This is a genomic window from Rhodoferax sp., assembly GCF_011391645.1.
GTDB lineage: Bacteria > Pseudomonadota > Gammaproteobacteria > Burkholderiales > Burkholderiaceae_C > Rhodoferax.
Genome location: NZ_JAABQC010000051.1, coordinates 1 through 18,049, shown reverse-complemented (window position 1 = coordinate 18,049; position 18,049 = coordinate 1). Strand labels below are relative to the sequence as shown.

The 18,049-nt window shown below is 57.4% G+C and carries 19 protein-coding genes; 11 read left to right on the top strand and 8 right to left on the bottom strand.

Features of this window, described 5'->3' with window-relative positions:
* The 4 genes from pstA to GPS82_RS08150 form a co-directional block, all read left to right on the top strand.
* On the top strand, window positions 1-807 hold an 807-nt coding region (gene pstA / locus GPS82_RS08165; protein ID WP_296493176.1), incomplete at its 5' end, for a phosphate ABC transporter permease PstA.
* A gap of 27 nt (window positions 808-834) precedes the next feature.
* Complete coding sequence (pstB, locus tag GPS82_RS08160; protein ID WP_296493173.1) at window positions 835-1,641, top strand: phosphate ABC transporter ATP-binding protein PstB; 807 nt, start codon at window positions 835-837, stop codon at window positions 1,639-1,641.
* Window positions 1,642-1,656: 15 nt separating this feature from the next.
* On the top strand, window positions 1,657-2,358 hold the full coding sequence (phoU, locus tag GPS82_RS08155) for a phosphate signaling complex protein PhoU (protein WP_296493170.1): 702 nt from the start codon (window positions 1,657-1,659) through the stop codon (window positions 2,356-2,358).
* Window positions 2,359-2,378: 20 nt separating this feature from the next.
* Window positions 2,379-2,561 (top strand): hypothetical protein, encoded by a 183-nt coding sequence (locus GPS82_RS08150; protein WP_296493167.1) that lies wholly within the window; start codon window positions 2,379-2,381, stop codon window positions 2,559-2,561.
* 263 nt (window positions 2,562-2,824) lie between these two features.
* Here GPS82_RS08150 and GPS82_RS08145 read toward each other — a convergent pair whose 3' ends face one another.
* Genes GPS82_RS08145 through GPS82_RS08115 form a run of 7 tightly spaced genes read right to left on the bottom strand, consistent with a single transcriptional unit; the run spans window position 2,825 to window position 10,710 of the window.
* Window positions 2,825-3,658: an NUDIX domain-containing protein gene (locus tag GPS82_RS08145; protein WP_296493166.1), complete on the bottom strand. Its 834-nt coding sequence runs from the start codon at window positions 3,656-3,658 to the stop codon at window positions 2,825-2,827.
* On the bottom strand, window positions 3,655-4,467 hold the full coding sequence (gene phnX / locus GPS82_RS08140; protein WP_296493163.1) for a phosphonoacetaldehyde hydrolase: 813 nt from the start codon (window positions 4,465-4,467) through the stop codon (window positions 3,655-3,657). The genes GPS82_RS08145 and phnX overlap by 4 nt, the downstream gene beginning before the upstream one ends.
* A gap of 28 nt (window positions 4,468-4,495) precedes the next feature.
* Window positions 4,496-5,725 (bottom strand): FAD-dependent oxidoreductase, encoded by a 1,230-nt coding sequence (locus GPS82_RS08135; RefSeq protein WP_296493161.1) that lies wholly within the window; start codon window positions 5,723-5,725, stop codon window positions 4,496-4,498.
* A 15-nt stretch (window positions 5,726-5,740) separates the two neighbouring features.
* A complete protein-coding gene (locus tag GPS82_RS08130; RefSeq protein WP_296493158.1) occupies window positions 5,741-6,859 on the bottom strand; it encodes a 2-aminoethylphosphonate--pyruvate transaminase in 1,119 nt (372 codons plus the stop codon).
* Between the two features lie 14 nt (window positions 6,860-6,873).
* A complete protein-coding gene (locus GPS82_RS08125) occupies window positions 6,874-8,577 on the bottom strand; it encodes a putative 2-aminoethylphosphonate ABC transporter permease subunit (protein ID WP_296493155.1) in 1,704 nt (567 codons plus the stop codon).
* Window positions 8,574-9,653 carry a putative 2-aminoethylphosphonate ABC transporter ATP-binding protein gene (locus GPS82_RS08120; RefSeq protein WP_296493154.1) on the bottom strand — a complete coding sequence of 360 codons (1,080 nt, stop codon included), beginning with the start codon at window positions 9,651-9,653 and terminating at the stop codon, window positions 8,574-8,576. The genes GPS82_RS08125 and GPS82_RS08120 overlap by 4 nt, the downstream gene beginning before the upstream one ends.
* Before the next feature lie 25 nt (window positions 9,654-9,678).
* Window positions 9,679-10,710 (bottom strand): putative 2-aminoethylphosphonate ABC transporter substrate-binding protein, encoded by a 1,032-nt coding sequence (locus GPS82_RS08115; protein WP_296493152.1) that lies wholly within the window; start codon window positions 10,708-10,710, stop codon window positions 9,679-9,681.
* A gap of 180 nt (window positions 10,711-10,890) precedes the next feature.
* Here GPS82_RS08115 and GPS82_RS08110 point away from each other — a divergent pair, with 180 nt between their 5' ends.
* The 6 genes from GPS82_RS08110 to GPS82_RS08085 all read left to right on the top strand — a co-directional run bounded on the left by GPS82_RS08110 (window position 10,891) and on the right by GPS82_RS08085 (window position 15,875).
* Complete coding sequence (locus tag GPS82_RS08110; protein ID WP_296493150.1) at window positions 10,891-11,589, top strand: FCD domain-containing protein; 699 nt, start codon at window positions 10,891-10,893, stop codon at window positions 11,587-11,589.
* Window positions 11,586-12,935: an aspartate aminotransferase family protein gene (locus GPS82_RS08105; protein ID WP_296493149.1), complete on the top strand. Its 1,350-nt coding sequence runs from the start codon at window positions 11,586-11,588 to the stop codon at window positions 12,933-12,935. The genes GPS82_RS08110 and GPS82_RS08105 overlap by 4 nt, the downstream gene beginning before the upstream one ends.
* 16 nt (window positions 12,936-12,951) lie before the next feature.
* Window positions 12,952-13,401, top strand: a complete 450-nt coding sequence (locus GPS82_RS08100; RefSeq protein ID WP_296493146.1) for a hypothetical protein — start codon at window positions 12,952-12,954, stop codon at window positions 13,399-13,401.
* A gap of 117 nt (window positions 13,402-13,518) precedes the next feature.
* Window positions 13,519-14,298: a UDP-2,3-diacylglucosamine diphosphatase gene (locus GPS82_RS08095; protein WP_296493142.1), complete on the top strand. Its 780-nt coding sequence runs from the start codon at window positions 13,519-13,521 to the stop codon at window positions 14,296-14,298.
* A 10-nt stretch (window positions 14,299-14,308) separates the two neighbouring features.
* A complete protein-coding gene (locus GPS82_RS08090) occupies window positions 14,309-14,677 on the top strand; it encodes a diacylglycerol kinase (protein ID WP_296493141.1) in 369 nt (122 codons plus the stop codon).
* A gap of 4 nt (window positions 14,678-14,681) precedes the next feature.
* Window positions 14,682-15,875 (top strand): glycosyltransferase, encoded by a 1,194-nt coding sequence (locus GPS82_RS08085; protein WP_296493137.1) that lies wholly within the window; start codon window positions 14,682-14,684, stop codon window positions 15,873-15,875.
* Window positions 15,876-15,893: 18 nt separating this feature from the next.
* On the opposite strand, the gene glgC is transcribed toward GPS82_RS08085, so the two are convergent.
* Complete coding sequence (glgC, locus tag GPS82_RS08080; RefSeq protein ID WP_296493136.1) at window positions 15,894-17,204, bottom strand: glucose-1-phosphate adenylyltransferase; 1,311 nt, start codon at window positions 17,202-17,204, stop codon at window positions 15,894-15,896.
* Between the two features lie 68 nt (window positions 17,205-17,272).
* Between glgC and GPS82_RS08075 the strand changes: the two genes are divergently transcribed.
* Window positions 17,273-17,995: a hypothetical protein gene (locus GPS82_RS08075; RefSeq protein WP_296493135.1), complete on the top strand. Its 723-nt coding sequence runs from the start codon at window positions 17,273-17,275 to the stop codon at window positions 17,993-17,995.
* Window positions 17,996-18,049 lie beyond the last annotated feature (54 nt).

Sequence of the window (18,049 nt, the reverse complement as noted above, 5' to 3'; positions counted from 1 at the left end):
ATTGGTCTGACGCTTTCGATGGCCGCCATGACCCTTGGCCTTATCGCACTGCTCTGGATCCTTTTTGTGCTGTTTTCCAACGGCATCGCAGCCCTGGAGCTCAGCTTGTTCACGCAAGACACACCTGCCCCCGGCTCCGAGGGCGGCGGTTTGCGCAACGCGATCGTCGGTAGCCTGATGATCGTGGGCCTGTCGGTGGTGGTGTCCACACCCATCGGCATCCTGGCTGGCATTTACCTCACCGAATACGGCGACACCAGCAAGACCGCCGAGTTCACCCGTTTTGTGACCGACATCATGCTCTCGGCACCAAGCATCGTGCTGGGCCTGTTTGTGTACGCCATCGCCGTGGCCACAGTGGGCAACTTTTCTGGTTACGCGGGCAGTCTGGCGCTTTCGCTGATCGCGATTCCCGTGGTCATGCGTACCACTGAAAACATGTTGCGCCTGGTGCCCGGCAGTTTGCGTGAAGCGGCTTTTGCGCTGGGCGCGCCACGCTGGAAAGTCTCCACCATGGTCTCGCTGCGTGCCGCCAAAAGCGGCGTGATTACCGGCGTGCTGCTGGCCGTGGCGCGCATCAGCGGCGAGACGGCGCCCCTGCTGTTTACCGCGCTCAATAACCAGTTCTTCAGCACCAACATGAACGCGCCCATGGCCAACTTGCCGGTGGTGATCTTCCAGTTTGCAATGAGCCCCTACGACAACTGGATTGACCTGGCCTGGGGCGGTGCGCTGCTGATCACCCTGGCCGTGCTGGCGCTCAACATCCTGGCCCGCATTTTCTTCCGCGAAAAAGTTCGCGCCTGACATCCCTCTTCGACTCTGGACATCACCATGAACGTTACTGCTCTTGCACCAGCCCCTTCTCCAACGACAGACGCGCCCAAGAAAAATGCGCTGGAAGTGCGCAACCTTGACTTCTTTTACGGTAAATTCCAAGGCCTCAAAGGTGTCAACCTGGACATTGAAGAACGCAAGGTGACCGCTTTCATTGGCCCCTCGGGCTGCGGCAAGTCGACCCTGCTGCGCACCTTGAATCGCATGTACAGCCTGTACCCCGGCCAGCACGCCGAGGGCGAAATCACTTTCTACGGTCAAAATATCCTGGACGCCAAGCAGGACTTGAACCTGCTGCGCGCCCGCATTGGCATGGTGTTCCAGAAGCCCACGCCTTTCCCCATGACGATCTACGACAACATCGCCTTCGGCGTGAAGCTCTACGAAAACCTGAGCAAGAGCGATATGGACGAGCGCGTGGAATGGGCGCTGTCCAAGGCCGCGCTATGGAACGAGGTGAAGGACAAGCTCGGCCAGAACGGCATGAGTCTTTCGGGCGGCCAGCAGCAACGCCTGTGCATCGCGCGAAGCGTGGCGGTGAAGCCTTCTGTGCTGTTGCTCGACGAGCCGACCTCGGCACTTGACCCGATTTCCACCGGCAAGGTGGAGGAACTGGTGCATGAGCTCAAGAGCGAGTACACGATTGCCATCGTCACGCACAACATGCAGCAGGCTGCCCGCTGCAGCGACTACACCGCCTACATGTATCTGGGTGAACTGATCGAATTCGGCGCCACCGAGCAAATCTTCTTGAAGCCAAACCGCCAGGAGACCGAGGACTACATCACCGGCCGTTTCGGCTGATCAGAAGGAAGAACCATGTCAGACAAACATCTGTCCTCACAGTTCGATGCCAGCCTTTCGTCGGTTTCTGCACTGGTCATGGAGTTGGGTGGGCTGGTTGAGTCGCAAATCCGCCAGGCCATTTACGCCCTGGCGCAATTCAGCGGTGAAGCCGCCAGCCAGGTGATGGCAACCGAGGCCAGGGTCAATGCGATGGAAGTGGACATCGACCGCGAGATCTCCAGCATCATCGCCTTGCGTCAACCAACGGCGCGCGACTTGCGTCTGCTGATTGCCCTGTCCAAAACCACCGCCAACCTGGAGCGGGTGGGCGACGAGGCCGAGAAAATCGGGCGCATGGTGCAGTCCATCATCAGCAGCGGCGCGCCCCGCTCTTTGCCTTCACTGGAGCTTCGGGTGGCAGCTGACCTGGCTTCCGGCTTGTTGAGAAAAGCACTGGATGCCTTTGCCCGGCTGGACACCACCGCGGCGCTGGCCATCCTCAAGGAAGACGACCAGATTGACCAGGAGTTCGACGGCTTTGTGCGCAAACTCATCACTTACATGATGGAAGACCCAAGGATGATTTCCCCCAGCCTGGATTTGCTGTTTGTGGCCAAGGCGATTGAGCGTGTTGGCGACCATTCGAAGAACATCGCAGAATTTGTCATCTATGTGGCCAAGGGTGAGGACATCCGCCACGTCAGCCGGGAAAAGATTGAATCAGGCATCAACTGAGGAACACGCACTCAGGCCTGATGGCGGAAGACGAGCCGGAAATCGTTCAACTGACCGAAGAGGTTAGTGACGTCGCTTTCATCAACCGAACCAATGGCCAGTTCGGGCTGATGGGGGGTGCGCATCAGCACCCCGTTGCAGTCGCCGCGCAGGCCTCGAGCCATCCGCGCCGCAACACACTTGCCCTCACTGCACCTTTTTGACGGGACGGCAGTCGAAGCAAAAAAACATCAAGGCGTTCAAATACCGTTGAATGCTGCCCTTGCTGCGCGCCTTATGTTTGCCGCACTTGATGCAGCTCCGGGTTTCCCCTGGCGCTCCAGCCGGTTGAAATGACGTGCCATTTTCCTTGACCAGATAACGAAGCCCGGAGGCAGAAATTTTTGTCGATTCGTCGATGTACATAAAGTTTGGAAGGGGCATTGGTTGGAGTAATCCAGTGACAACATTGTGTTGTGCCAGCGTTTCAGTGGCGTGACAGAATCAACGACGCATCCAGCGTGAACACGTTGCTTTCCAGTTGTACCTTGAGTTTCAACGGTTCTAACAAGGCAAACTGAGAGACTTCCCCGTCTTGATTGACGGGCGTGATGCCGTCGGGAATCACGCCAGCGAACCAGTCGATCTTCTCCACCACGTAGCCAATGCCGCCGTCCCGGGCATTTGGGTGCTGCACCAGCAGGTGGCCACCGGCGTGCAGTTGTTGAACTTTATCGAGCTTGAGCCCGGCTTCTTCCCAGGCTTCGCGCACCAGCGCTGTTGTCAGGTTGTCAGAGGCAGGCACCAGACCCCCTACCAGTGTGTCCCAAAGACCGGGATCAATCGCCTTGGCAGGTGAGCGCTGCTGAACCCAGATCTGGCCAGTTGGTGTGGTGCCCACCAAATGAACTGCGCGCGTCGTGATGCCCAGCAGGCGCGCGACGCCACGCTCAAAGACCGCAATTTGCCGGTTTTCCTGACTGAAAATCGCAAGCAATTCGTCACGCCACTGCTCACGTACGCAGCCAATGTTCTCTGCGCGACACACTTCAGCGATGTAAGCCAGGGCCTCTGTGCCCTCCCCGGTGATATGCCAACAGGCATCGGGTTTGCGCTCCAGCGCGAATGTCTCCATTTTCAGGCTGAAGCCACCTGGAACAATTCGCGCAAAAAGACCAGGCTCAACGGAGCCGATCCGCTGCCCATTGAGCAACAAGTCCTGTCTTGGGTGCAAGGGCGGGCGGTTGGCACCGGCCTGCAAGCTGTCCAACCAAAGCGGGTTGAAAGTGCTTTGCGTCATCACCTTGCCTGATCTTGTCACGGGCGCTCTCCGAGCATCAGACGCGCGTTGATTTTCTCTAGAACAGGCAGCAAATCAGCAACGCTGTCGATGACGTAATGGGCGCCTGCAGCCTTGAATTCTGCACTCACCCTGGACCGAATGGTTTCAAGTTGATCAGCGGATGCCGCCTGGTACTCTGCAAGTGTCAATCCAGCCGGGCTGCCTGAGAGCGCCACCCCGACGGCCCACATCCCGGCGTTAAGGCCTTCGGCAATGCCTGGCAGCGTGTCGTCCACCTTGATACAGTGGGCGACACTGTTGATTTTGAGATCCAGCACGCATTGCAAAGCCATCCACGGCCCCGGGCGCGCACCTGCGGCCAGGTCATCAGCACACAGCGTGCAGTCTGGAGAGTAGCCCTTGGTAGTGGCCACAGCGATCAACCTGGTCATGACCTGGCGCGGATAGCCCGTGGTCGAGCCAATCTTGATGCCCCCCGCGCGCAAGTTCTCAACCGTTGCCAGCGCGCCAGGAATCAGGTCAGCGTGGGCGCCTACCCTTTCCACCTGCAGTGGCAGAAAGGTCTGATAGATGTGATCAATATCAGCGGGACGCATCGGCTGACCAAATTTTTCCTGCCAGCGTTGACCGATGACGGGGTCATTGCCCAGAGCCTCGATATGTTGCCATTTGCCCAGCCCCATCGGGCCGCGGGCTTCAGCCAGCGAAAGATCGAAGTCAAAAGCCTGTTTGAAGGCGTCAACAAAGATCTGTGTCGGCGCAAAAGAACCAAAATCAACGATCGTCCCGGCCCAGTCAAAAATGACGGCTTCAATGTGTGGGTGCATGGGTGTTAACTCCAAAGTTGCCCGGTGTTCAACCGGAAGATTTCATTGCCCGCGCGTGAGCGCAGGAGGCGAGAAAGTCTGCAGCGTAAGGGTTGAACGCACCGTAGCGCTGTGGATCAAATGCATCTGGTGCGACGAAGGCAGGCGCACCGCAAATGAGTTCAGCCACAAGCCGGCCCACCCCGCCAGAAAACGTGATGCCTGAGCCGTTGCAGCCAGTGGCTACGAACAGGCCGGAAATGGCGTGGCTGGCACCAATGATCAACTGGCCGTCGGGTGTGTAGTTGCTGGGCCCGGTGATGTACTGCGCCATACCCAGGGTGTTGATCGCCGGGAAAAAAGCGGCCAGCGACTGGGCACCTTCGGCCAGGTTTTTCCAGCCGTCAGCATCCTCCAGGTCGAAGACAAACCCGGTCAGGTCTTGCGGCAACTGGCGGGGGTCAACCACTGCTGGATGCTGTTCGCGCACGCCAAACAGCAAGGCACCCAACTCGGGCCTGGCGTAGGCGCGAATTTCCGGTATGAACACGATGGCGCCATCCCGAGGAAACTGGGTAGCAAGCTCGGTAATCCAATACTGACTGCGCACAGGCGCCATCGGCAATGGCAAGCCCACACCGGTGCTGAGCAAGTTGGCCCAGGCGCCAGCGGCGTTGATGACGATGCTCGCGGGTAGATGTGTGCCGTCGGTCAGCGTGACGCCAGTGACTGCGCCATCCTCGTGTCTGATGGCCTGCACATCAGAGGTAAGGCGCATTTTTGCACCCATCTGCACGGCCGTGCGCAGATAGGCGCTGGACAACAGATAGGGTTCAACAAAACATTCGTCTGGATAAAAGGCAGCCAGCTCAAATGACTCTGGCGCCAGCCAGGGCGCACGTGCCAAGGCCTGCGGCTTGTCAAGCCAGTGGCTTGCAATGCCGTGACTGGCGCAATGCCGGGCGCGTGCCTTGAGTGCATCGCCATGACCGGCTGACCCGACATGCAAGGCACCCACGTTGTGACGGCCAATGTCTTCGCCAAACTCGTTTTCCAGCACAGCCATGGCAGAAAAGGTTTCTTTTGCCAGGGCAATCAGCGAAGGATCATCGCGCGCTACCGTTACCAGTGCGGCTGCGCGGCTGGTGGCAGCGCCCGCCGGTTGCCCACGCTCAAGCACAAGCACGCGTTGACCAAGTCCGCGACGTCCCAGCGCCCAGGCAATGGCTGCGCCAAAAATTCCGCCGCCAATGACAACAATGTCCCGCTGTTGCGTCACGTCGTTCAACCGTTGTCAAGCCACAACCAGCACACCCATGTCATACAGTGTGTCGGCCACAGCCTGCACCACATGACGCATGTCCATGGGTGTCAGTGCACCAATACAGCCCACCCTGAATGTTTCGACCTGGGTCAGTTTGCCGGGGTAAAGGATGAATCCCCGGTCACGCACGCCCTGGTAAAAAGTGTTGAAGTTGTACTCTGGATGCGCTGGGGCGTGAAAGGTAACAATGATGTTTGACTGGACAGCGGGCAGTAAAAATGGCGTCAATCCAATGCCACGCATGCCGTCGATCAGGGCAGCACAGTTCGCCGCATAACGGCCACCACGGGCGGCCTGTCCGCCTTCTTCATGAAACTGTGCCAGCGCCTCACGCAATGCCACCACCACATGGGTGGGTGGTGTAAAACGCCATTGGCTGGTTTTTTGCATGTAGGCCCACTGGTCATACAGATCCATGGCCAGGGAGTGGCAATTGCCGGCGCTGGCTTTCAGACTGGATTTCCGAATGATCGAAAAGCCCATGCCAGGCACCCCTTCGAGGCATTTGCCGGACGCGGCTATCAGCGCGTCAAACGGCATCGTGCGCGCATCGATATCAATGGCCGCAAAGGAGCTCATGGCGTCGATGATCAGACCGCGACCCTGGCCGGCCACCACCCTGGCAATATCGGCCAAGGGGTTCAAAATGCCGGTACCTGTTTCGCAATGGACTTGCGCGACATGCGTGATGCCCGGGTCGGCCACCAATGCAGCCTCAATGACTTGTGGGTCGGCCGGCTGGTCCTCGGCAAAGGGGAGTTCAACTGCTTCCCGCCCCAGGTAGCTGAGGATTTTCAAAATGCGCGCGCAGTAGGCGCCGTTGTTGGGCACCAGCACCTTGCCACCAGGTGGGACCAGCGTGCCCAGCGTGGCTTCCACAGAGAACGTGCCTGAGCCTTGCAAAGGCACACAAACATGGGTGTCTTCCGCATGAGCGATGGCCACAAGCTGACTGCAAACTTCAGCGGTCATGCCGTTGAAGGCGGCATCCCACGAGCCCCAGTCATGCAGCATGGCCTGTTTGGTGCGCAGGGAAGTGGTCAGGGGGCCAGGTGTCAGCAACAAGGGGTCGCGATCAATGGTGTGCATAATTTTTTCTATTTTCATCGTTTGAATTGGCGCCAGGCCTGATGCCGGCGCAACAGAAAATGACCGGCGATGGCATACAGCACGCTGACGACAAGACAGGTCAGCACGATCAGCGTTGCCATCGCAGCGGCAGGCCCGAGTTCACCCGCCTCATCCAGGTTGAGGATGGACACCGAGGCAGGCAGTGTTTGCGGTGAGTACAAAAATACCACGGCCGAGATAGTGGTCATGGCGTTGATGAAGAGGTAGCGGGAAATGTCCAGCACGGCGGGCAGGCAAACCGGCAAGGTGACACGCCAAAAGGTCATGTACTGTGGCACCTTGAGCGAGGCTGAAACCGCCTCGAATTCACGATCAATGCTTTTAAGCGACGTGAGCGCCGTCAAGTGACAAGAGGTGTAGTAGTGCACGATGTTGGCTACCACGATGATGGTCAGGGTGCGATACAGATCATTGAGCGGATTGTCTGGGTGGTTAAAAAACAGAATATAACCAATGCCCAACACCAAACCCGGCACCCCCATGGGCAGCGCAGTCATGGCCTGCAAAACCGGGCGCAGCCAGCCCGGGCCGCCTTGAGTTTTTTCCACCAAATAAGCGGTTATGAAAATGAAGGGTGTGCCCACGGCTGCGGTCAGCAGAGATATCTTCAAGCTGTTCAGGTAGGCGTCCAGCACGCCGGCTTCCGCCAGGCCGAAGGTGTAATGCTTGAACGACAGTTCCAGGTTGTAGGGCCAGAAGCTGACCAGGGAGGTGTAGGCCGCCATACCAATTACCCCGAGCATGGCAATGGCCATCAGCCCACAGTAAAGCAGCAAAGGCCAGTCACGCCGCCAGTCCGGCTTGGGTCGGTAGGGCACAGCGCGCGCCGTCAAACTGGCTTGCTGCTTGCGCTGGACCTGCCAGTCCACCACAAAAGCCACCAGCACGGGGACCAGCAGCAAAAGGGCCACCACAGCGCCCCGACCAAAATTTTGCTGGCCTACCACTTGCACATATATTTCCACCGCCAGCACCTGGAAATTGCCGCCAATCACTTTGGGAATGCCGAATTCACTGACCGAGTAGGAGAACACGACCAGGGCCGCGCTGATCAGGCCGTAACGTGCGCCGGGAAGCGTGACTGTTCGGAATTTTCGCCAGCGCGACGCCGACAAGGCATCTGCCGCCTCGAACAAACGCCCGTCCGCTGTCGCCAAAGCCACCACCAGGATCATGAGGGCGTGCGGAAAACTGGCATACACCGTTGCCAGGATGATGCCGATGGGACCATAGACCGAATTGTCGCCAAGCCAGGACTTCAACACACCCTGCGTGCCAAACCACTGAATGAAGGAAATGGCACCCACCAGAGAGGGACCGAGCAAGGCAGACAAGCCGACGATGCGCCACAGACCGGTCAGGGGAATGCAGGCGCGCTGAACGGCGTAGGCATACAAGAAAGCGAGCGGCACCGTGATCAGAGTCACCACAGCGGCCACCCACAGCGTGTTCCAGACCGCGGTCAACATGCCCCTTGTTGCGGCAAATTCACGGAAACGGATCAAGCTGAATTGACCCAGATCGTCCTGAAAACTTTCGACCAGCAAGGTACCAATGGGCAGCAACAAAAAGACGCACAAGACCAGAGCGGCCACACTCAACAGCCATACAGGCAGATGATCAGCCCAGCGGCTGCCGCCGCGTCGGGCAGGCGCTACAGATGCAACCTGTGTCATGCGGTCACGGGCATGGGGCGCAGGTGCTCAGCAGGAATTCCAACGCGCACGGTGGAGCCTGCATGAATAGGACGGCCATCCAGATAGTTGCTGGAAAACTGTGCCACCAAGGGGCGGCTCTGGCCCGACTTGGCGTCCAGCGTCACCAGTGCATAAGGCCCCAGAAACTCGTATTTCAGAACCTGTGCCGTAAAGCTGTTTTCGCACTCATCCAGAATGTTGTACAGACGGATGTCCTCTGGCCGGACATAAAAACGGTGGTTGCGGGTTTGATCGATGGTGACGCCACACCGCAGCATCAGGTCACCAGCGCGAACATGTTGCACGCCCACCGGGCACGCGTCGATCAAGTTGCCGCGACCGATGAAGTCTGCAACAAAGTCGTTGCCTGGCGAGCGGTAAATTTCCTGCGGCTTGCCGACCTGCTGAATTCGACCGTTCTTCATGACCACGATACGGTCGGCCATGGCCAGCGCTTCCTCCTGATCGTGGGTGACCATGATGGTGGTCACCCCCAGTCGTGTCTGGAGGCTCCGGATTTCAGACCGAAGCCGCACCCGCTCGATCGCATCGAGCGCAGACAGTGGCTCATCGAGCAAAAGCAAGTCGGGCGATGTGGCCAAGGCGCGCGCCAGCGCAATGCGCTGCTGCTGCCCACCAGACAACTGCGCTGGAAACTTGCTCTCAGTGCCGGGCAAGCCAACCAGTTCCAGCATTTCGGCAACACGATGCGTGATACCTTGCCGACCCACTTTGCGATCACCCTTTTGGCTGCTTAGCCCGTAGGCCACGTTGTCGCCCACGCTCAGGTTAGGGAAAAGCGCATAAGACTGAAACACAATGCCGTAATCGCGCCGCCCGGGGGGCAGTCTGGAGATGTCACGCCCGGCGTGCACAACCTGGCCACTGTCCTGCAACTCCAGACCAGCCACAGCGCGCAGGAGCGTCGTTTTACCGCAACCGGAGGGGCCAAGCAACACCACAAACTCACCGTGCTCAATGGCCAGCTCAACTTGATCGAGCGCCACAAAGCTGCCGTAGCGCTTGGTCAGTTGGTGAATTTCCAGATGTGCCATGACAGCTCAAGCGCGGTAGCGCTTGTTACCTTTTTGGTTCCGACTTGGTCGAATAACGCTTTTGCCATTCGGCCAGAATTGCATCGCGGTTTTTGCCCATCCATTCAAAGTCGTTCTTGACCAAACGCTGTTCGTAGTCATTGGGCACATACTTCAGGCGCGTGGCAATACCGGGAATGGCCACCACCGCAAAGTTCTTGGCATACAGTTGGTTGGCCTCGAGCGAGGCGGTCCAGTCTGCCAGTTTTCTGGCCGCTGCAAGATTTGGCGTGCCGTTAACAATGGCGGTGGCCTCAATGTCCCAGCCCAAACCCTCTTTGGGGAAAATGATGTCGATCGGAGCACCCCTGGCCCGGACCGTGTTGGCGCGGTACTCAAAAGAAATACCGACCGGGAACTCACCGGCACCAGCCATCACGCAGGGCTTGGAGCCTGAGTGGGTGTAAACGGCCACGTTCTCATGCAGTTTGTCCATGTAGTCCCAACCGCCCTTTTCGCCAAACATCTGTAACCAGGCCGTGACGTCCAGAAAACCGGTGCCCGAGGAGTTGGGGTTCGGCATGACGATCTTGCCTTTGAATTCCGGCTTCAGCAGGTCTTTCCAGCTTTCAATGCGCGGCAGACCCTGCTTGAGCATTTCTGTCACGTTGTAACAAATGGCAGCACCCCAGACATCCATGCCAACCCAGGTGGGTGGATTGGCTTTAGCCCGAAAACGCGGATTGATGGCTTTCAGATTGGCGGGGGCATAGGCCTGCAACATGTTTTCGCGCTCAAAGACCACCATGCTCGAGACCGCAACACCCATGATGACATCAGCCACGGGCTTGTTCTTTTCTGCCAACAGTTTGGCAGTGATGATGCCTGTCGAGTCGCGGGTCCATTTGAGCTCGATGTCCGGGTTGGTCTTGTTGAAAGACTCCTGATAGGCCTTGAGCTGATCGGTTTCAAGTGCCGTGTAAACGTTCAATACGGCCTTTTGTGCCAGGGCGGGAAATGCAGCAGCCAATGTAAGGCTTGCGACGGCAAGACATGAGGCCAATCGTTTCAAATTCATATGGATCTTCCTTGATGAAATGGAGAAAACATGTCGAAGCAACCAGCCTGAGTTCGATGCACGATTGCGTTGGTTACAGCGACGTGAACGCCTAGTTTAGGGACCGTTTGTGACAAATTGTTGACAATCTACAAACCCAACGCAGGCATTAAACTCCGCGCTTTACTGCCGCAAATCCGCATGTCACAACTTTCAATCAGCCCGACCGACGACCCTTTGCATCTGGTTCAGAGCACGTCTTTGACGCGGCTGGTGGCGGATTCGGTCGAGAAGTTCATCTTGTCTGGTGAACTCGCACCGGGCGCCAAACTCAACGAAGTAGCCTTGGCCGAGCGCTTGCGCGTCTCCCGGGGGCCGCTGCGCGAAGCCTTTCGAACGCTCGAAGAATCAGGCCTGATCCGCCAGGAAAAAAATCGTGGCGCGTTTGTGCGGGTGATCGAGTTGGAGGAAGCCGCCGATATTTACGACGTGCGCGCCGGCCTGGACGCCACCGCCGGGCGCCTGCTGGCCACACGCATCACTGTGGCGCAATTGGCCAGCCTGAGGGCTTTGACTGAGAGCATGCTTGCGGTCGGCGCCCATGAGATCGAAAGATTCCACGTCATGAACCTGGCCTTTCATGACCAGATCGTGAGCATGGTGGGCAACGACAGCTTGACAGACACTTACGGCAAGCTCGTCAAGCAGCTCACACTCTTTAGAAAACGCAACCTGTTGGCGCCCAGGGCCATTCCCAGATTTGCCGAGGAGCACAGTGCCATCGTCGATCTGCTGGAAGCCGGAAATGCCAGCGGTTGCGCAGATGCGCTGTTTGCACACGCGCAGGGCGGGCGTCTGCGCATGCTACAGGATGGTAATTTGGCCGGGATGTCGTCATGAACGAAGAATTTGACCGATCTGAGGGCGATGTCAACCTGGGGGACCGTCGCCGGGTCTGGCAGAACCAGGAACTCGATGACAACACGCGAGAACTATTGGCTGAGGATGCCCGCTGGTTTCTGCACCAATCGATGTCCACCCCTTGCCTCAACGCCTTGACGGCGGCGCAAGGCGCGTGGCTGACAGACACCGCTGGCCGGCGAATTCTGGACTTTCATGGCAACAGCTTGCATCAGGTGGGTTACGGGCACCCGAAGGTGATGGCCGCCATGCACCGCACGTTGGCAGAGTTGCCCTTCAGTCCACGCCGCTACACCAACCGACCCGCCATCGAACTGGCACGCCGCTTATGTACGGCGGCGCCCATCGACGAGGCCAAGCTGTTGTTTGCACCGGGTGGCACGGCCGCCATTGGCATGGCCCTCAAATTGGCGCGCGTGGTCACGGGGCGCTTCAAGACCCTGTCGATGTGGGACTCTTTTCATGGCGCCTCGCTGGACGCCATTTCAGTTGGCGGCGAGGCTGTTTTTCGCAAAGGCATTGGCCCCTTGCTGCCTGGCGCTGAGCATGTGCCGCCTTGTGACCCCGGCCAGTGTGCATTTGGCTGCGGCGGGCAGTGTGCCCTGCGCTGCGTGGACTACATTGACTATTGCCTGAAAAAAGAAGGCGATGTGGCGGCGGTGATTGTCGAGACTGTGCGCTGCACTGACGTGCAGATTCCACCCCCTGAATATTACCGACGGTTGCGAGACATCTGCACGCGACACGGCGCCTTGCTGATCCTGGACGAAATTCCCATTGCCCTAGGCAGAACCGGCACCTTGTTCGCCATTGAGCACTATGGCATCGAGCCCGACATGCTGGTCATCGGCAAAGGCTTGGGAGGCGGCAGCATGCCGCTGGCAGCGCTGATCACCCATGCCAGGTTTGATGTGGCCCAGCATATCTCGCTGGGTCATTACACCCACGAAAAAAATCCGGTGGCCTGCGCGGCAGGGCTGGCCGTTCTGGAGGTGATTGAAGAAGAAGGACTGCTGGCGCGCAGCCGCAGTCTTGGGGCGGCATCACTGCAGCAACTCCAACAACTGGCAGCCGAATGTCCCGTCATTGCAGAGGTTCGCGGCCTTGGTCTGTTGCTGGCCATTGAATTGCGCGACCATGGCGAGCGTGCGGCCGCAGATGTCGCAGAAGCCGTTCTTTATCGTTGCCTGTCAGCGGGCCTTTCGTTCAAAATTGGTCAGGGCAATGTGTTGGTTCTGGCACCGCCGCTGAATATTCTGGAAGACGACCTGTGGTGGGCACTCGGCTGCATCGAGACAGCGCTTCGGGCAGAAACGAACTCTTGATCAGCAGATATTTTTCATGTTCAAACTTTTTTCACTGCTGCTTTTGGCTGTCCTTCTGCCGCTGAGCAGCCACGCGCGAGATTCACAACGCTGCGCTGCCACGATCACCGAACTGAAAACCTTGCTTGGCGATCAGACGTTTCCTCTGAAATGGGAGGAAACCACCATGGATGACGGGAAGCCATTGATGCTGTCTATTCTTGACAAGAACGGCGCGCTGTCTGTGGAGTTCATCAAAACCCGCCACGGTCTTTGGGCACAGAGCGCTGGTGTCGTTTGCAAAACAGATGTTGATCTGGAAATCAGGTTTACCAGTGAGCAAATTCAGTTTGGACCAGCGGCCGGGTGGCTTTTGCGATCTGCCTTGGGCAATGGTGGCAAGTTTACGCTGACACAACTTGGGCCAAAAAAACTGCGCGTTGCAACCACCGGCTGGAGCGGTATTTTTAATCAAACTGACAAATAAGCTTCATGAAAATGACTTGTTGCCATGCGAAGCTATGCGCATGGAAAAATCAGAAAAGATCGCAAATCGAAACGGGCTCAAAAGCTGTTTTTCTGCTGTCACAGGGCATGCTGCAACATGACCGTGCTGCAAGTCCGTTCGATCTTCCTGTCTGACATACACCTCGGCACCAAGGCCTGCCAAGCCCACCATCTGCTGGATTTTTTAAAGGAATATTCTGCCGAATATGTCTTTTTGCTCGGCGACATTGTTGACCTGTGGGCCATGAACCGCGGCGGTGTGCATTGGTCGCCAGCACAAAATACATTCGTCCAAAAAATGCTTCGCCGTGCGCGTCATGGCGAGAAGGTCATTTTCATTCCCGGCAACCATGACGAGGCCATACGGGAATACATCGGTGTCTCATTTGGCGACATCATGGTGGAGCAAGACTACATTCATACGGCTGCAGATGGCCGACGCTATTTATTGTTGCACGGCGATGAGTTTGACCAGGTTACACGCCATCACAAATGGATTGCCCTGTTGGGCGATAAAGCTTACGACTTTTTGGTCAGTGTGAATATCTATTTCTCCTGGCTCAGGCGAACGCTCAAAATTCCTGGCTATTGGTCACTGGCCGGTTACGCCAAGCGCAAAGTAAAAACCGCGGTCAGTTTCATTTTCAACTTTGAAGATTCCGTGATTCGCCATGTGCGCGAGCGGGGTCTGGATGGTGCCATCTGTGGGCATATCCATTGGCCAATGATCAAGGAAATTGATGGTTTGCAATACATCAATTGTGGTGACTGGGTGGACAGTTGTACCGCCATCGTCGAACACATGGATGGCCGTATGGAGTTGATTTTAAGAAGTGCAACGCCCAAAGTCAGCGTAGTGCCAACAGCAAACATTTGAGAACAAATCCATGGAAAGTCCCTACAAAGGAAAAACTGGCCTCAAGCGCCTGGTCAATGCGTTCGGTTACTCCTGTGCCGGCTTGCGTGAAGCTTTTCGCCATGAAGACGCCTTTCGCCAGGAGGTGATGCTCGCCATCGTTCTGATACCCCTTGCGTTCTGGCTCGAAAGCCAATGGTTGGGCCGCGCGCTGATGATTTCCTGTGTTTTTTTGGTGCTCATCGTTGAGTTGCTCAACTCGGCCATCGAGGCCACCGTCGACCGCATTTCCCTTGATGATCACCGGCTTGCCAAGCGCGCCAAGGATATTGGCAGCGCATCGGTCCTGATCTGCCTGCTGAACCTCGTCACGGTTTGGGCATTGGTCTTATTGAACTGACTTCATGAAAATTCTATTTATTTCCGATGTCTATTTTCCGCGGATCAATGGCGTTTCAACCTCCATGGAGACCTACCACCGCAACCTGCGCGTGCTGGGGCACGTCGTTCATGTGATCGCGCCCGACTACGGAGCGCTGGGTCCCGATGAAACCGACATCATGCGCGTGCCTTCGCGTCGGATCCCTTTCGACCCGGAAGACAGGTTGATGAGCTTCAAGTGGGTGATGAATCAGTTTGAGAAAATCCGCCGCGAGAACTACGACCTCATCCACATCCAAACGCCCTTCGTGGCGCACTATCTGGGGGTCAAGTTGTCCCGGATGTTGGGCATACCTTGCGTCGAAACTTACCACACATTCTTTGAAGAGTATCTCCACCACTACATCCCTTTCGTCCCTAAAAACCTGACGCGTTTTATTGCCACGCGCTTTTCCCGACATCAGGGCAATAGCCTCGATGGCATGATCGTTCCATCGAAGCCTATGCTCAAGGTGTTGCAGAGCTATGGCATCACGACCCCAACCGAGGTCATCCCGACCGGGATCGAACCGGCAAGTTTTGTCTTGGGTGACCGCGCAGCGTTTCGGGCTCAACACAACATTCCACAAGACCGGCCTGTCATGTTGTTTGTCGGTCGTGTTGCCCATGAAAAAAATATCGGCTTCCTGCTGCAGGTCGTTGATCGGATTCGTCATGACATTTCTGACATTCTCTTCGTCATCGCGGGGGAAGGCCCGGCGTTGAAAAGTCTGGAGCAAAAGGTCAAGGACCTGCGGATCACCGAGAACGTCTTGTTCGTAGGCTACCTGGATCGGCACACAGACTTGAACAGTTGCTACCGGGCCGCCGATGTGTTTGTATTTTCATCGCGCACAGAAACGCAGGGTTTGGTGTTGCTCGAAGCCATGGCACAAGGTGTACCGGTGGTTTCCATTGCAGAGTTGGGGACCCGCGACGTGTTGCGCGAAGGCATGGGCGTGTGGATTGCGCAAGAGGAGCTGACGGACTTTTCCGGCAAGGTTGTCACGATGTTGCGTGATGATGAGGAGCGCAGAGACCTTGGAAATTCAGGTCTGGAATATGCCCACGAATGGTCAGCCAGCAAGCAGGCAAAGCGGATGCTGACTTTCTACGACGGTGTCCTCAAGTTTCCAACAGCACCACCCAAGTCCGGTGATTACGGCCTTGCCTGGTGAGCGTACAGGGAAAAATGGTCAACGAGGAAAGTTGACATCCTGACCCAGCATCATCTGGGTCACCAACGTGACGCCAGACGCTGTGACATGAAAACGCTTGCGATCCTCGGCCGGATCCAAGCCGATCTGGGTTCCATCGGGAATACGACAGCCACGGTCGATGATGCATTTTTTGAGTTGACAGTCGCGCCCGACGACCACCTTGGGCAGCACGATGGAGTCCTCGACCAGCGCATGGCTGTGCACATGCACGCCGTAAAAAAGCATGGTGCGCCGAACCGTGGCACCACTGATGATGGCGCCACCTGCCACCAGTGAATCGACCGCAAGGCCACGTCGGTCATCATCGTCATGCACAAATTTTGCGGGTGGCACCTGGGGCTGCCAGGTCCAGATGGGCCAAGTTTCGTCATACAGGTTGAGCTGCGGCGAGACGTGCAGCAGGTCCATATTGGCTGCCCAGTAGGCATCGAGCGTGCCGACATCGCGCCAGTAAGAGGGATTGTCATCGGAGCCGACACGAACATCGGCAAAATTGTGGGCGTAGCTGCGGTAAAGCCGCACACAGTGTGGAATCACGTCTTTGCCAAAATCGTGGCTGGAGGTCGGGTCGTCGGCATCACGCTGCAGTTGCTCGCACAGAAATCGCTTGTTGAACACATAGATGCCCATGCTTGCCAGCGCCACTTCCGGATTGCCAGGCATGGCTTGCGGATGGGTGGGTTTCTCGTCAAAAGCCTGAATGCGGTGATCAGCGTCAACCGCCATCACGCCAAAGCTGCTTGCCTCCTGCAGCGGCACCTGAACGCAAGCCACGGTCAGGTCGGCCTCGCGCTCAACATGCGCCGCCAGCAGGCGCCCGTAATCCATGCGATAAATGTGATCCCCCGACAGCACCAAGACATAGTCCGTTTTGGCGCGACCAATTTCACGTAAATTCTGGAACACCGCGTCGGCCGTGCCCCGGTACCAGAAGCACTCGTCCACCTGTTGCTGGGCCGGCATGATTTCGATGAATTCACCCATGCGGCCGTCCAGAAAGCTCCAGGCCAGGTGCAGGTGCCGTATCAGGCTTTGGGATTTGTATTGGGTCGCCACACCGATGCGCCGCACACCCGAGTTGACACAGTTCGACAGTGTGAAATCAATGATGCGAAATTTGCCCCCGAAGGGCACAGCCGGCTTGGCGCGCCAGTCGGTCAGGCCCTGCAAGCGACTGCCTCGCCCGCCCGCCAGCACCATGGCAAAGGTGTTGCGCGTCAACTCACTGATGTAACGTGGATTGCGATAGAACTCGGCGCTGTCGTCCAGCGCTTGCTCGGTGGTCATGCGTGTTGTCCCCTCTGGTTGTCGTGGCCCATGGTGGCCGCCTTGCCCGCCTGCGGGTTCCTGACGCCATGAGCAAGCTCAGTTTGGCAGGCGGCAATGACAATTTCGTGACGCACGCTGACGGTATTGACCAATTCTCTTTAAACGGTATAAACTATATGCCTCGTTTAACTCAAGGAGAACTCACCATGACAACAACCATGCAAGCAGACGCGGCCACCGAGCCCACCACAGCTCCGGCCGACAAGCCAAGCGCCAGCAGCGCAGCGCCAGCGCCATCAGTTCCCGCCGCGCCCGCCCCTGCCGCAGCCAAGGCAGTGGCCAAGAGAGCGCCCAGAACACCCACCAAAAAGGTAGTGGTCATTGCCACGCCTGTGGCCAAGCCAGCGGTCAAGGCCGCTGTCAAGCCGGCCGCTAAAAAGGCAGCACCTAGGGCGGCGGTCAAACCGGTCGCGAGCATTACGCCAACAGTGGCAGCCACCCCCGCTGTGAAAACTACCGTGAAAGCGCAGCCCAAGACAGCTGCCACTGCGGCTGCAAAGCCAGCTGAAACAAAACTTCTGAAGGCCAAAAAGCCAAAGCTGGTGCGTGACAGTTTCACCATCCCGAAGCTGGAATACCTCAAGCTGGAAGAGTTGAAGCACCGCGGCGTCAAGCTGGGAACTTCGATCAAGAAGAGCGAACTGATTCGCGCTGGCATCCTGGCCCTGGCCAGCATGTCCGATGCCAATTTCCTGAAGGTCACAAAGGCCGTTCCGGCCATCAAGACCGGTCGGCCAGCAAAGGACTGACAAGACGCAACGCCCTGGCCTTGACCCGTACCGAGGCGGCTTGCACTCACTCGT